The organism is Prevotella sp. MA2016 (assembly GCF_000619825.1).
In the GTDB taxonomy this organism is placed as follows: Bacteria; Bacteroidota; Bacteroidia; order Bacteroidales; family Bacteroidaceae; genus Prevotella.
Window position 1 is genome coordinate 300,875 of the sequence record NZ_JHUW01000007.1, and the last position, 14,466, is coordinate 315,340.

A 14,466-nucleotide genomic window follows, 5' to 3' on the forward strand; every position below is an offset into this window, starting at 1 on the left:
GATAGATACGTAATATCTATCACCTGGCTTAACAATCTGACTTACCACAAGTAATCTTCCTCCTCGCCATCAAAGCGGATGGGGCCTTCCCAGCCATTGGCACGTATCACGCGCTCTATCAACTCTTGCTGTTCGGGGGTGATAAGACGCTGACCCTTGCGCATCTCAAAATACGGCTTGCGCCCCAACTTGGCGATAAGTTGCTGGCGGATTTTGGCTTCCATGTGGCCTGGCATGTCATAGTAGATATTAACAAAGCCCTTCTTCATCTTCACACGGATATCTTCGCGGTATTGCGGACAATCGTCGTTGGCAACTAAAGGATTGTGAGGGTTAATAGATAGGTACACAGTTCGACTGGGATCGGCATAACGACCTACCATCCAGCGAAGACAATGCTTGTGTAGCGGACAGTTATCGATAAAACATATAGTATAGTGGTCAACTTTATCTTTCATGGGGCAAATATACAAATAAAAATGGATTAACGCCAACTTTTGCAAATATTTTTGTATCTTTGCAACCAAAATTTCTAAATTAAGGATCAAGATGGCAAAGAATTTAAGACAAGGTACGCTTTGTGTACAGGCCGGTTACAAGGCCAAAAACGGAGAACCTATAGAGCTGCCTATCATCCAGAGCACCACATTCAAGTATGATGACTCTGAGGAGATGGCTAAGTTGTTCGACCTGGAGAAGGAGGGCTATTTCTACACCCGTCTGCAAAACCCAACCAACGATGCTGTAGCCGCAAAGATTGCTGCTCTTGAAGGTGGCGTTGGCGCAGTGCTCACATCAAGCGGTCAGGCTGCCAACTTCTACGCAGTATTCAATATCTGTGAGGCTGGCGACCACATCGTAACATCAAATGAAATATATGGTGGCACATTCAACCTGTTTGGTGTAACACTGAAGAAACTGGGCATCGAGTGCACATTTGTATCACCCGAGGCCAGCGAGGAGGAAATTCAGCAGGCTTTCCGCCCCAACACCAAGGCGCTGTTTGGCGAGACTATCTCTAACCCCGGCTGCGCTGTGCTCGACATCGAGAAGTTTGCACGTATTGCCCATAAGAATGGTGTGCCCTTGATAGTTGACAACACGTTTGCTACACCTATCAACTGTCGTCCATTCGAATGGGGAGCCGACATCGTAACCCACTCTACTACAAAATATATGGATGGCATGGCTACCCAGGTAGGCGGATGTGTAGTGGACAGCGGCAACTTCGACTGGCTGGCTCATGCCGAGAAGTTCCCCGGACTGTGCACGCCCGATGAGAGCTATCACGGTCTGACTTATGTGAAAGCCTTCGGCAAGATGGGCTATACCACCAAGCTGGTGGCTCAGCTGATGCGCGACCTGGGATCTATCCCCGCTCCTCAGAATTCGTTCCTGCTGAACTTAGGTCTGCAGACACTGCACCTGCGCATGGCGCAGCACTGCAAGAACGCTCAGAAGGTGGCTGAGTTCCTGAACGCCAACGACAAGGTGGCTTGGGTGCACTACTGTGGTCTGCCCACAGATAAGGCTTATGAGTTGGGACAGAAATATCTGCCTAATGGTAGCTGCGGTGTGATTGCCTTTGGATTAAAAGGTACGCGCGAGACGGCCATCAAATGGATGGACTCACTGGAGATGATCAACATCGTGACTCACGTGGCTGATGCCCGCACCTGTGTGCTGCATCCTGCCAGTCATACTCACCGTCAGCTGAGTGATGAGCAGCTGCGCGAGGCTGGTGTAGCACCAGATCTGATTCGCCTCAGTGTAGGTATCGAAGATGTTGAAGATATCCTCAACGACATCAAGCAGGCACTGGAAAAGATCTAAAAGATACAGATAATACTAACATCAGATGAGTCGGGAGCCCTAGAACAGAGGTTTCCGACTTTCTTTTTCGTCATTTCTGTGTATTGCAGGAATGAAAGAAACACCGTACCTTTGCACCCCGGAAATCAAAACAGGAATAATAGGTATTAGTATGACACAAAGACAGCTCTTCGCATGCTTGCTATTTGCGACATGCCTGAACACTTTTGCCAACACAGATGAAGGCGACAAGAAGCACAAAAGCAAGTTCTCATCCGCCCCCATAGAACTCAAGGAGGTTACGGTGGTTTCGAGCAGCGTGAAGCGTATCAACAAATCGGCTTTTAATGCCGTTGGCGTAGATACGAAATCGCTACAGAACACCACGCTGAACCTGAGCGATGCACTACGACAGGTGCCTGGCATCAAGCTGCGCGAGACTGGCGGTGTGGGATCTGACATGCAACTGATGCTGGACGGTTTCTCTGGCAAGCATATCAAGGTGTTTATAGACGGAGTGCCACAGGAGGGCATCGGCCAGTCGTTCGGCCTCAACAACATCCCCGTGACGTATGCCGACCATATTGAGGTGTATCGTGGTGTAGTACCTGTAGAGTTCGGCACTGACGCCATTGGTGGTGTCATCAATGTGGTGACCAAGAAGAATGCACGAAGCTGGCATCTCGGTGACCTATCTCGACGCAGAGAAGGGTACTACCGCCAACCGCGACATGATCATGGCTGAGAATTTCCTGGGCACAGGCGAGTATGTCACTCTCTCGGGTATCGTAGAGGCTAACGGCAAACTCTACTCGGCTGTCATCCCCTTGGGACTGAGTGCCTACGGCAGTGCTGCCAATGGCGGCAAGTGGGTGAAAGCTGGCAATGAGGACCTGTTGGCAGCCCACGCTCTTGAGTTAGGCGCTGTATGGACCACCATCTACCCACTGGAAAAGCGCGTAGAGGGCGTACAGCAGAAGCTGAATCTGCCAAGCCATCTCATTCCTATGTGTGCCGTACGCATAGGCTATCCAAACCCAGAGCGTCCTGCACAGCCAAAGGACAAGTGGGATGAGAAAAAGGTGACCTACGGACCTTGGAAATAGGGCGATTCGTCGAAACGTCGAAACACATGGGGGCAAACGTCGAAAGAGATTTCACGCTTGCCCCCATTTTTCATACCTTTGCAACAGAAAAATTTAAAAATATAATAATTAGAAAAGTAATAATTAAAAATATATAAGGTATGAAACAGTTTAGATGTTTTCTCACAACAATGATGCTGATGGTTTCAGCAGTAGTTATGGCCCAAAAGACCACCGTAAGTGGTGTGCTGATGGACAAGAGTCTGAATGAGGGTGAACCCTACGCCACTATTCGTGTGTTCAAGGCCGGCAAAACCGACAAGCCTATCGCCATGTTTATCACCGACGAAAACGGTCACTTCCAGCAGGAGCTGAAGGGCAAGGGTAAGTTCGACATCGTGTTCAGCAGCGTGGGAAAGGAAGAGCTGCGCCAGACAATCGAACTAGGCAATGAGAATCCCATCGATCTGGGCACCATCTATACAAAGGATAGCGAGACGATGCTGAAGGGTGTAGAGATAGTAGCACAGAAGCCACTGGTAAAAATGGAGGTGGACAAGATGAGCTACAACGTGGCCGAGGATGAGGACTCGAAATCGAACACAGTGCTCGACATGCTGCGCAAAGTGCCCATGGTGACTGTCGACGGACAGGACAACATCACGGTGAACGGATCATCTTCATTCAAGGTTTATGTAGATGGTATGCCCAACGTGATGTTCTCTTCTAACCCATCGATGGTATTCAAGAGCATGCCAGCCTCAGCCGTGAAGAGCATTGAGGTGATGACCAACCCTGGAGCCAAGTACGATGCAGAGGGTGCTGCTGGCGTACTGAACATTGTGATGAACAAGCAGAATCCACAGGCCGCACAGAGCATGAACGGTTATAACGGCACCGTACGTGCATCGGCAGGCAACAAGCAAATGGGTGGAAGCGTATTCCTGAACGGACAGCAGGGCAAACTGAGCTATAGCGCCAATGTGATGACCAGCTACAACAAGCCAGGCAACACCACTACCGAGATGGAACAGATACAGGACAACGGTACCAGTCAGCTGATGACATCAAGCAACAACGTGAAGACACCATTCACTATGGGAAGTCTGACACTGGGATACCAGCTCGACTCGATGAGCGTATTGAACCTGACAGCTCAGGTGAACTCGATGAATATGAAGAGTACCGGCACATCAACCACCACAATGGGCGGCAATGCCTACGGCAATGAATTCAGCTATGGCAGCACTACTGATATGAAGAACTCACGCACTTCATTCAGCGGAAGCATCGACTATCAGCGCTTCTTCAACAAGGAGCATACACAGAGCCTGGCTCTGACCTACCAGCTGAACTACAGCCCCGCCACCACCGAAATGACAAACAACTTCGGTACCAACTCTAGCATCATCGATCTGACCAACCGCTACTCTGAGAACAAGGATAAGACCACCAACCACATCTTCCAGCTTGACTACACCATGCCATTGGGCAAAGGCCAGAGTCTGAATCTGGGTAGCAAACTCCAGTTGCACGACGCCACATCGGATGCCAAGTATTATCTGAAAAATGTGTATGACCCAAGTTCAAGTTCTGATTATGAGTACAAGAACTCTATTCTGGCTGGCTATGGTGAGTATGTAGGCAATTATGGCAGCTTCGGCTTGAAGGCAGGCTTGCGTTACGAATATACCTGGCAGGACGTAGAGTATCACCTGGGCAATGGCGATGACTTCAGTACCAGCTATGGAAGTCTGGTTCCTACAGCAAGTATGCAGTACACCATCTCGCAGGGTTCTAACCTGGGACTGACCTACAACATGCGCATCAGTCGCCCCGGTATCTCTTACCTCAACCCCTACGTAGATAAGACTAATCCTATCGCACTGAGCTATGGTAATCCCGACCTGGATGTAGAGAAGGCTCACAACGTATCGCTGGTTTACAATGCCTTCACATCGAAGCTGATGGTGAACCTGAATCTGCACCATAACTTTGTGGATAACGCTATCTCACAGTACAGCTTCTACGATAACGACAACCTGCTCAACACCACATACGGCAACGTGGTAAAGAGTCATCAGACTGGACTGAGCGGCTACGTCAACTACCTGCTCACCAAGGATACCCGTATCTTCTTCAATGGCGGACTGAACTACACCGACCTGCGCAGTACTGCACTCGACCAGAAGAACAACGGATGGACTGCCAACATCATGGCCGGCATACAGCAGACACTGCCTTGGAACCTCAAGCTGAGCGCCTTCGCCATCACCTCTACCAAGAGCTACACCCTGCAGGGCTATTCTGGCGGATTCAACCTGGTAACAGCCAGTCTGTCTAAATCGCTGCTTAAAGACAAGCTCAACCTGAGCATCTCGGGTATGATGGGTCTGAACAAGGGCGGCAATATCAACATCGAGACTTCGAGCCGTGGCAAGGACTTCACCAGCAACACCAAGATTAAAGTGCCCATATACGGCGTAACCTTCACTGTCAGCTACACCTTCGGTAACTCAAAGATGTCGCAGAAGCAGCACCAGAGCCGCGTACAGAACGACTTCATCGAGCAGCAGTCGCAGGGTGAGATGTTGAACAGCATCGGCAACGAGATGTAACAATCAATTAAGAATAAAGCGTTCTTTTTTCAAAAAAAGGCGCTTTATTCTATTTTTTTTCATATATTTGCACACGTTATGAAGAAGATAGAGAAAAAAGACCTCTGGTTACTACTGACACAACTGGGCGTTTGGGCTATCATCATACTATCCATGCCTTTAGCCACATTCCTGAGCACCCAGAACCTGCACGACACGAAGACATCGCTCTTTGTCGTATGGGGAATACTGCATTCACCATTCATCATCTATTTCCTGAACTTCTACTTGTTCGGCCCGTTCTTGTTTTTCCGTCGCCGATACTGGTGGTTCGGTCTGTTGAACCTCATCACCATCCTACTTCTCAACAGTCCGTTCATCATGCTATGGTTTGCCCGCGACAGGATTCCGCACGAAGTAAATATGACATCCAACATGTGGATAGGATTCTTTTCGGGCTTCTTCATGTTCATGCTGCTCAACTGTGTGGTTGCTGCCGTTGCCATTGGCATACGCCACTTCATGCGCACCCGGCAGATCAAACAGCAGCTACAGGATGAGAAGGCCAAGAACACAGAGGCAGAACTGGCATGGCTGAAGAATCAGATCAACCCACATTTCTTATTTAATACACTCAACAACATCTCAAGTCTCTGTCAGATTGATGCTGATGCCGCCCAAGATGCCATCGCACAACTGAGCGACCTGCTGCGCTACGCCATGTACGAGACCAATAAGAAAACGGTGCCCATCGAAGGCGAAGTGGAGTTTATGCGTAACTATATCGAACTGATGAAGCTGCGCTGCAATGACAAGACTGAAGTAACGACTCTTTTCGACATCAAACAAAATATAGAGATAGCTCCGCTGCTGTTCATATCACTTGTCGAGAATGCTTTCAAACACGGCGTGAGCAGTAACAAGCCATCAAAGATTGACATTCAACTATTGCAAACCAATGATGCCCTGATATTCTGTTGCGACAATACCAATTTCCCTAAAGACGATGCCGATCGCAGCGGATCTGGTATCGGACTGGAGAACACCAGGCGCCGACTGGAGCTGATGTACACCAACCGTTACACTTGGGAACAGAAGATTGAAGGCGACATCTATCATATACGCATCACCATTATTAATAATGAATTATGAGCTGTAAACTGACATGCATCATAGTAGATGACGAACCTCTGGCAGTAAAACTGATGGAGTCGTTTGTTGACAAAACACCCGATTTGGAACAATTGGGCAGCTTTACCGATTCGGTAGAAGCTATCAACGCTGTCAAGGAGCTGAAACCCAATCTGCTGTTCCTCGACATCCAAATGCCCGATCTGAACGGTATGGAACTGGCACACATGATTCCTGCCGAGACGCGCGTGATATTCACCACGGCCTTCAAAGAGTACGCCTTCGAAAGCTACGAAGTGAAAGCCCTCGACTTCCTGCTCAAGCCCATACGCTATAACAAGTTTCTGGTGGCAGTAGAGAAAGCAAAGGAGTGGTTTTCCATGAGGAATGAGGAGTGTGTAAAGCAGAATGCGGAGTGCGGAGCGAAAACTGAGGACGGTCCACAGAGCCTGTTTGTTCGGGTTGACGGCGAACTGCGCAATATCAACATCAAAGATATCATCTACGTGAATGGCATGAAAGACTATGTGATGTTCTATCTGGAAGGAGAGACTAAGCCACTGATAACCCACATGACGATGAAGGCTGTAGAAGAGATGCTCCCCCCAGAGCGATTCCTGCGCGTACACCGATCATATATTATAGCAGTAGATAAAATAAGAAAGGTGGACCGCAACGACTGTATCTACATCCACAACGAGATTATTCACGTACCCAATGGCTACCAAGATGCCTTCCATAAATTCCTGGGAACGCGCACAATTAACAAAATGTAACTTTGCGCATAAAATTTTCGGTTATTTACTTGGTAGTTATCGATAATTTTCCTACTTTTGCAGTAAGATAAGTAACAAAATGTAAACTTAAAACATTTTAACGACAATGGAAGTTGAGAAAATTATGCAAGCCTTGGAGCAGAAACATCCAGGCGAAATGGAGTACTTACAGGCAGTAAGAGAGGTGTTGGACAGCATCAAGGATGTGTACAACCAGCACCCCGAGTTTGAGAAAGCCAAGATCATAGAGCGCATTGTAGAACCAGAGCGTATCACAACCTTCCGTGTGCCCTGGGTTGACGACAAGGGCGAGGTACAGGTGAACATCGGTTACCGTGTGCAGTTCAACAGCGCTATTGGCCCCTATAAAGGCGGTCTGCGCTTCCACCCATCAGTAAACCTGAGCATCCTGAAGTTCCTCGGTTTCGAGCAGACCTTCAAGAACGCCCTCACCACCCTGCCTATGGGCGGCGGAAAGGGAGGTTCTGACTTTGCTCCCCGTGGTAAGAGCGATGCAGAGATCATGCGTTTCTGTCAGGCATTTATGACCGAGCTCTACAAGGTGATTGGTCCTGACATGGATGTTCCTGCCGGTGATATCGGCGTGGGCGGTCGTGAGATTGGTTATCTGTTCGGCATGTACAAGAAGCTCACCAGCCAGTTCCATGGTGCAACCCTCACCGGTAAAGGTATGGAATGGGGTGGCTCTATCCTGCGCCCAGAGGCAACCGGTTACGGTGCACTCTACTTTGTACACCACATGATGGAGACTCATGGACTCGACATCAAGGGTAAGACTGTTGCCCTGTCAGGTTTCGGTAACGTAGCCTGGGGTGCAGCCAAGAAGGCCACTGAGTTGGGTGCTAAGGTTATCACCATCTCTGGTCCTGACGGTTACATCTACGACCCTGCTGGTCTTGATGCCGAGAAGATTGAATATATGCTGGAGCTTCGCGCCAGTGGCAACGACGTATGTCAGCCTTACGAGGAGGAGTTTGAGGGCTCTAAGTTCTTCGCTGGTAGGAAGCCATGGGAGCAGAAAGCAGATATCTATCTGCCATGCGCTACCCAGAATGAATTGAACGGCACTGATGCCGACATGATCTTGGCCAACAAGCCACTCTGCGTAGCTGAGGTGTCTAACATGGGCTGCACAGCCGAGGCTGTCAACAAGTTCATCGCTGCTGGTCAGTTGTTCGCACCTGGTAAGGCAGTTAACGCCGGTGGTGTGGCTACATCAGGTTTGGAGATGACCCAGAACTCTATGCGTATGAGTTGGACTGCCGAGGAGGTTGACCAGCGTCTGCATCAGATCATGTCTGGCATCCACGAGCAGTGCGTGAAGTATGGCAAGGAAGGCAACTACATCAACTATGTGAAGGGTGCCAACGTAGCCGGCTTCATGAAGGTCGCTAAGGCCATGCTCGCTCAAGGCATTGTATGATATTAAAAAACAAGATAGTTACAGTTGTAACAACCATCGCAATGCTAATAAGCTTTACCGCTCTGGCACAGACTGAGAGCGGTAAGGCTTCTTTCTATTCTAAAAAATCCAGTGGTCGTCGCACTGCCAGTGGCGAGCGCCTGCACCACGATAGTCTTACATGTGCCCACCGCACCTACCCTTTCGGCACACTACTACTGGTAACAAATCCAGAGAATGGTAAGCACGTCATCGTAAAGGTTACTGATCGAGGTCCTTATGTTAAGGGGCGCGTCATCGACCTCTCTATGCGTGCAGCTAAAGAGTTAGGTATTATGGCTAAGGGCATTGCACCGGTACTGGTAGAAGAGTTCAATCCTTCTATCATCCCGTTCAAACCTGCAGAGATATTCAGCAAGCCTGAACTTGACCTGAGTACTACCGATGAAGATGCCTCTAAGCCTATCTGGATAGAACTCAGAGACCACATGAAAAAGAAACAGCAGACAGAGAAAGAGAAAGAAAAAAAGAAGCGATAGGAAGTCCTATCGCTTACTTGTTTCAATCCTTAACTCCCTTGTTTGGGATACAATCTTTTTATTACCTTGAAAAATACCTATACTGAAAACAGCCTCACCGTCTTTCAACCTATTATCAGCCCGTATGAGCGCTGTATATCTTATGCCCTTGCCAGGAGCTATACTCTCAATCATTACGTTGTCAGAGACGCTTATATGCCTATTTCCGGTCACTTCAGCCACATCAGGACGAACACGATAGAGCGTTTGGTTGGTAGTATTGAAGACTTCGAAAACTACACGAGCCTCTTCACCTCTACTCAGAACTCGATCGCGATTAGCATCTATAAGCATCAGGCGACGTAGCTCCAAACCATCCGGCCTATACGCATCATAACCTCTGTTATCAGGAACACCATACTCTGGATAGTGTTGCGCCTGTTCGCGTTCCATACGTCGCTGCCTATACTCCTCCATCTCTTTCTGGTGTGCCTCATCAGCAGCATTACCAATGGCAGCTCCAACAGCTGCACCGCCAGCCATGCCAATCAGTGTGCCAACATCACTACCACGCGGTCCTCCTGATATACCACCAATAGCCGAACCGATGATAGAACCAAACCAAGCACCAGTTGTTGCACCGGTCTCGGTGTAGGTGCCGCAGCTGCTTAACAGCAGCAGGGCACCCAGTGTCAAAACAACCAACTTCTTCATAACTCTAACTAACAATTAACGGTGCAAAGATACGCAGAGAAAAACAAAAAAGAAAAGGAATTCCCCCACACTGTGGTAGGGAAACCCCTAAACTTTATAGAGTAGAATGTAAAAATTCTATAGATTACTCAGCCTTAGCCTCCTCAGCAGGTGCCTCAGTAGCAGGAGCCTCAGCTACAGGAGCCTCAGCAACCTCTGCCTTTGGTGCAGCCTTGCGTGAACGACGAGTTGACTTCTTCTTAGTCTCCTTTGCCATCTCTGGATCAAAGTCAACGAGCTCGATGAAGCAAACCTGAGCAGCATCACCCTGACGAGTACCGAGCTTGATGATACGAGTGTATCCACCGGGACGATCACCAACCTTCTCACTTACAGTAGAGAAAAGCTCCTTGATAGCTTCCTTGTTCTGCAGGTAGCTGAATACTACACGACGAGAGTTGGTAGAATCCTCCTTAGCCTTAGTGATCAGGGGCTCTACATACTTCTTCAGGGCCTTAGCCTTTGCTACGGTCGTAGTGATTCTTTTGTGCATGATCAGCGAGATAGCCATGTTAGCGAGCATGGCACTGCGGTGAGATGCAGTACGACCGAGATGATTAAATTTCTTATTGTGTCTCATTTTCTTAATGTTCTTTTATTGGGCATGAGAGCGATTACTCTCTGTCCAGTTTGTATTTTGAAATATCAGTTCCAAACGACAGATTCAGACTCTCGAGCAAATCATCAAGCTCAGTGAGCGATTTCTTACCAAAGTTACGGAACTTCAGGAGGTCTGTCTTGTTGTACTGTACCAGATCACCAAGTGTCTCCACATCAGCAGCCTTGAGGCAGTTGAGGGCACGAACAGAGAGGTTCATGTCAACGAGACGAGTCTTGAGCAACTGGCGCATGTGCAGGATCTCCTCGTCAAACTCCTGGTTGCTCTCAGTCTCAGAACTCTCGAGAGAGATCTTCTCGTCAGAGAACAGCATGAAGTGATAGATAAGGATTTTAGCAGCCTCTTTCAGCGCATCCTTTGGGTGAATGGAACCGTCCGTAGTAACCTCCAGTACCAGCTTATCATAGTCGGTCTTCTGTTCAACACGATATGGTTCAACTGAGTACTTTACGTTACGGATCGGAGTGTAAATAGAATCGATTGCAATTACATTCACGTCGGTGCAGAACTCGCGATTCTCATCGGCGGGTACATATCCGCGACCTTTGTTGATTGTAAGATCAATCTGCATCGATGCTTTGGAATCTAAATGACAAATCACCAAATCGGGATTTAACACTTCAAATCCAGTCAGATACTTGCCAATGTCAGCGGCTTTGAATTCGGTAGAATTCTCGATCGTGATAGTGACTTTCTCGTTCTCGAATTCTTCTACTACTTGCTTGAATCGAACTTGCTTCAGATTCAAGATAATGTTGGTTACATCTTCCTTTACACCGGGAACTGATGAGAACTCATGCTCAACACCCGCAATGCGGATTGTGTTGATAGCATAACCCTCAAGTGATGAAAGAAGAATGCGGCGCAGGGCGTTACCAATGGTTACACCGAAGCCAGGCTCCAAAGGACGAAATTCGAACTTGCCGAACTTGTCGTTGGCCTCCAACATTACGACTTTATCGGGTTTTTGAAATGCTAATATCGCCATTAATTTAAATGATTTTAGTTCTTAGAGTACAACTCAACGATTAACTGCTCCTTAATATTCTCAGGGATGTCTGCGCGCTCAGGCTTGTGCAGGAACTTACCGCCCTTCACATTCTCATCCCACTCAATCCAAGGATACTTGCTGTGATTAAAACCTGCGAGAGCAGCCTCAATAACCTCAAGTGACTTAGACTTTTCACGAACAGCAACTACCTGACCAGGCTTAACAGCGTAAGAAGGGATGTTAACTACCTGACCATCAACAGTGATGTGCTTGTGACCAACGAGCTGACGAGCTGCAGCGCGGGTAGGAGCAATACCGAGGCGGAATACCACGTTGTCGAGACGACTCTCAAGGTTCTGCAAGAGAACCTCACCGGTGATACCCTCAGCCTTAGCTGCCTTCTCAAACATATTACGGAACTGACGCTCGAGTACGCCGTAGGTGTACTTGGCTTTCTGCTTCTCTGCCAGCATGACGGCATACTCAGACATCTTGCGACGACGATTGTTGCCATGCTGTCCAGGAGGGAAGTTTCTCCTAGACAAAACTTTGTCTGCGCCGAAGATTGGCTCACCAAAACGACGCGCAATTTTTGATTTCGGACCTAAATATCTTGCCATAATAATAAAATAATTTTCTAATAAATAAAACGGGATCTTCTAAACCACGAAGCATCCAAGATTAAACGCGACGGCGCTTTGGAGGACGACATCCGTTGTGTGGCAGTGGAGTAACATCGATAATCTCCATAACCTCGATACCAGCACCGTGGATAGCACGGATAGCTGACTCACGACCGTTACCAGGACCCTTAACGTATGCCTTAACCTTGCGAAGACCCAGGTCATAGGCAACCTTAGCGCAATCCTCAGCAGCCATCTGGGCAGCATAAGGAGTATTCTTCTTTGAGCCGCGGAAGCCCATCTTACCAGCTGATGACCAAGAGATAATCTGACCCTCGTCGTTAGCCAGTGATACAATAATATTATTAAAAGAACTGTGTACGTGGAGCTGGCCAATAGCATTTACTCTCACGTTTCTCTTCTTTGAAGTGACTGTTTTCTTTGCCATAATTCTCAAATCTTTAATTGTTCAACTTAGAATTACTTCGTAGCCTTCTTCTTGTTAGCAACAGTCTTCTTCTTACCCTTACGAGTACGAGCATTATTCTTTGTGCTCTGACCGCGAACGGGAAGACCATTACGATGACGTACACCACGATAGCAACCAATATCCATCAGTCGCTTGATATTCAACTGGATCTCAGAACGGAGATCACCTTCTACTTTGAATTCAGCGCCGATAATTTCACGGATTTTGGCTGCCTGGTCGTCGTTCCACTCGCTAACCTTCAGGTCGCGGCTGACACCTGCCTTATCCAATATCTTTGCTGAACTACTTCGACCTATACCATAGATATAAGTCAATGCGATTTCGCCACGCTTATTCTGGGGCAAATCTACTCCAACAATTCTTATTGCCATTGTTAATTAAAAAGATAAAAATAAATTACTTTAAAAAATACATTTCTTGCTAAAAAGCATGCAAAGTTACGAAGAATTTTTCAATTCTCCGCCATTTTATGCTTATTTAACATTAACCCTGACGCATTTTGTACTTAGGGTTCTTCTTGTTGATAACGAACAGGCGGCCCTTACGACGTACGATTTTGCAGTCTGGGGTACGCTTTTTCAATGATGCTCTTGTCTTCATATTAAATTCGTATTGTTTATTTGTATCTGAATACAATTCGTCCCTTAGTAAGGTCGTAGGGGCTCATTTCCACCTTAACCTTATCACCGGGCAGGATCTTAATATAGTGCATTCTCATCTTACCAGAGATATGCGCAATAATTTGGACCCCATTTTCTAGTTCTACACGAAACATCGCGTTAGATAGCGATTCTACAATTGTTCCGTCCTGCTCAATAGCGGATTGCTTTGCCATACAAGTTGTTTAATAAATTTTACCTTCCAATAATTCTACTTCATCAAACGAAGATAGGATCTCAGCCTGACCCTTTCTAATCGCGATAGTGTGCTCGAAATGAGCAGCTGGCTTACCGTCACGAGTGCGGATAGTCCAGCGATCAGCGTCCATCCAGATGTCGCGCTTACCCATAGTTACCATAGGCTCGATCGCAATACACATACCAGCTTTCAGCATGATACCATTGCCGCGTCTTCCGTAGTTTGGCACCTGTGGATCTTCGTGCATGTCACGACCAATACCATGGCCGGTCAATTCACGTACGATACCATACTTCTGTGCCTCACAATGCTCCTGCACTGCACTGCTGATATCACCAAGATGACGTCCAGCTACGGCATTCTCGATGCCCTTGTAGAGCGACTCTTTGGTTGTCTTCAGCAATTGCTTGACTTCACTTGAAACCTCGCCCACACAAAATGTGTAACAAGAATCGCCGTTGAAGCCGTTCAGCAATGTGCCGCAATCAATGGAGATGATATCACCCTCCTTGAGAACAGTCTCAGCGTTGGGCACTCCATGAACCACTACATCATTTACCGATGTGCAGATGCTGGCAGGAAACGGCCCTCCATATGGATTGGGGAAACCCTTGAATGTTGGAATAGCACCATTATCTCTAATGAACTCGTCCGCTATCTTATCCAACTGGAGGGTCGTTATACCAGGCTTAATATGTTTAGCCAATTCACCAAGCGTTCGACCAACAAGTTGGTTGGCCTGGCGCATCAGCTCTATCTCATCTTCTGTCTTCAGGAATATCTTCATAGA

The 14,466-nt window shown here is 47.7% G+C and carries 17 protein-coding genes and 1 pseudogene; 8 read left to right on the forward strand and 10 right to left on the reverse strand.

The window, feature by feature from the left end:
• Positions 1-41: 41 nt before the first annotated feature.
• Complete coding sequence (locus T360_RS15655; RefSeq protein ID WP_051523337.1) at positions 42-458, reverse strand: DUF6078 family protein; 417 nt, start codon at positions 456-458, stop codon at positions 42-44.
• A 91-nt stretch (positions 459-549) separates the two neighbouring features.
• On the opposite strand from T360_RS15655, the gene T360_RS0103645 reads away from it, so the two are divergent.
• The 8 genes and pseudogenes from T360_RS0103645 to T360_RS14565 all read left to right on the forward strand — a co-directional run bounded on the left by T360_RS0103645 (position 550) and on the right by T360_RS14565 (position 9,363).
• Positions 550-1,833 carry an O-acetylhomoserine aminocarboxypropyltransferase/cysteine synthase family protein gene (locus T360_RS0103645; RefSeq protein ID WP_028911596.1) on the forward strand — a complete coding sequence of 428 codons (1,284 nt, stop codon included), beginning with the start codon at positions 550-552 and terminating at the stop codon, positions 1,831-1,833.
• Positions 1,834-2,098: 265 nt separating this feature from the next.
• Positions 2,099-2,497: pseudogene (locus T360_RS16480) on the forward strand (TonB-dependent receptor); the annotation flags it as partial.
• 52 nt (positions 2,498-2,549) lie between these two features.
• Positions 2,550-2,918: a DUF4374 domain-containing protein gene (locus tag T360_RS16660; RefSeq protein WP_369793488.1), complete on the forward strand. Its 369-nt coding sequence runs from the start codon at positions 2,550-2,552 to the stop codon at positions 2,916-2,918.
• 140 nt (positions 2,919-3,058) lie between these two features.
• Positions 3,059-5,515, forward strand: coding sequence for an outer membrane beta-barrel family protein (locus tag T360_RS0103660; RefSeq protein WP_028911598.1), 2,457 nt, complete (start codon positions 3,059-3,061; stop codon positions 5,513-5,515).
• Positions 5,516-5,593: 78 nt separating this feature from the next.
• Positions 5,594-6,646: a sensor histidine kinase gene (locus T360_RS0103665; protein WP_028911599.1), complete on the forward strand. Its 1,053-nt coding sequence runs from the start codon at positions 5,594-5,596 to the stop codon at positions 6,644-6,646.
• Positions 6,643-7,401 (forward strand): LytTR family DNA-binding domain-containing protein, encoded by a 759-nt coding sequence (locus tag T360_RS0103670; protein ID WP_036928727.1) that lies wholly within the window; start codon positions 6,643-6,645, stop codon positions 7,399-7,401. Before T360_RS0103665 ends, T360_RS0103670 begins: the two co-directional genes overlap by 4 nt.
• A 106-nt stretch (positions 7,402-7,507) precedes the next feature.
• The gene (gdhA, locus tag T360_RS0103675) at positions 7,508-8,845 is read left to right on the forward strand and encodes an NADP-specific glutamate dehydrogenase (RefSeq protein ID WP_028911601.1); all 1,338 of its coding nucleotides are present in this window, start codon (positions 7,508-7,510) and stop codon (positions 8,843-8,845) included.
• The gene (locus tag T360_RS14565) at positions 8,842-9,363 is read left to right on the forward strand and encodes a septal ring lytic transglycosylase RlpA family protein (protein ID WP_036928730.1); all 522 of its coding nucleotides are present in this window, start codon (positions 8,842-8,844) and stop codon (positions 9,361-9,363) included. Before gdhA ends, T360_RS14565 begins: the two co-directional genes overlap by 4 nt.
• Positions 9,364-9,369: 6 nt before the next feature.
• Here the strand turns inward: T360_RS14565 and T360_RS14570 are convergent, their stop codons facing one another.
• The 9 genes from T360_RS14570 to map form a co-directional block, all read right to left on the reverse strand.
• Positions 9,370-10,056, reverse strand: coding sequence for a glycine zipper domain-containing protein (locus tag T360_RS14570; RefSeq protein WP_051523341.1), 687 nt, complete (start codon positions 10,054-10,056; stop codon positions 9,370-9,372).
• A 124-nt stretch (positions 10,057-10,180) separates the two neighbouring features.
• Positions 10,181-10,675: a 50S ribosomal protein L17 gene (rplQ, locus tag T360_RS0103690; protein WP_028911602.1), complete on the reverse strand. Its 495-nt coding sequence runs from the start codon at positions 10,673-10,675 to the stop codon at positions 10,181-10,183.
• A 34-nt stretch (positions 10,676-10,709) separates the two neighbouring features.
• The gene (locus T360_RS0103695; protein WP_028911603.1) at positions 10,710-11,702 is read right to left on the reverse strand and encodes a DNA-directed RNA polymerase subunit alpha; all 993 of its coding nucleotides are present in this window, start codon (positions 11,700-11,702) and stop codon (positions 10,710-10,712) included.
• Positions 11,703-11,716: 14 nt separating this feature from the next.
• Positions 11,717-12,325, reverse strand: coding sequence for a 30S ribosomal protein S4 (gene rpsD / locus T360_RS0103700; protein WP_013064747.1), 609 nt, complete (start codon positions 12,323-12,325; stop codon positions 11,717-11,719).
• A 61-nt stretch (positions 12,326-12,386) separates the two neighbouring features.
• On the reverse strand, positions 12,387-12,776 hold the full coding sequence (gene rpsK / locus T360_RS0103705; RefSeq protein ID WP_013063216.1) for a 30S ribosomal protein S11: 390 nt from the start codon (positions 12,774-12,776) through the stop codon (positions 12,387-12,389).
• Positions 12,777-12,808: 32 nt separating this feature from the next.
• The gene (gene rpsM, locus T360_RS0103710) at positions 12,809-13,189 is read right to left on the reverse strand and encodes a 30S ribosomal protein S13 (protein ID WP_027448994.1); all 381 of its coding nucleotides are present in this window, start codon (positions 13,187-13,189) and stop codon (positions 12,809-12,811) included.
• Between the two features lie 112 nt (positions 13,190-13,301).
• Positions 13,302-13,418, reverse strand: coding sequence for a 50S ribosomal protein L36 (gene rpmJ, locus T360_RS0103715; protein ID WP_009160995.1), 117 nt, complete (start codon positions 13,416-13,418; stop codon positions 13,302-13,304).
• A gap of 16 nt (positions 13,419-13,434) precedes the next feature.
• Complete coding sequence (infA, locus tag T360_RS0103720) at positions 13,435-13,653, reverse strand: translation initiation factor IF-1 (RefSeq protein ID WP_004341775.1); 219 nt, start codon at positions 13,651-13,653, stop codon at positions 13,435-13,437.
• Positions 13,654-13,662: 9 nt separating this feature from the next.
• A complete protein-coding gene (gene map / locus T360_RS0103725; RefSeq protein ID WP_028911604.1) occupies positions 13,663-14,463 on the reverse strand; it encodes a type I methionyl aminopeptidase in 801 nt (266 codons plus the stop codon).
• Positions 14,464-14,466: the final 3 nt, after the last annotated feature.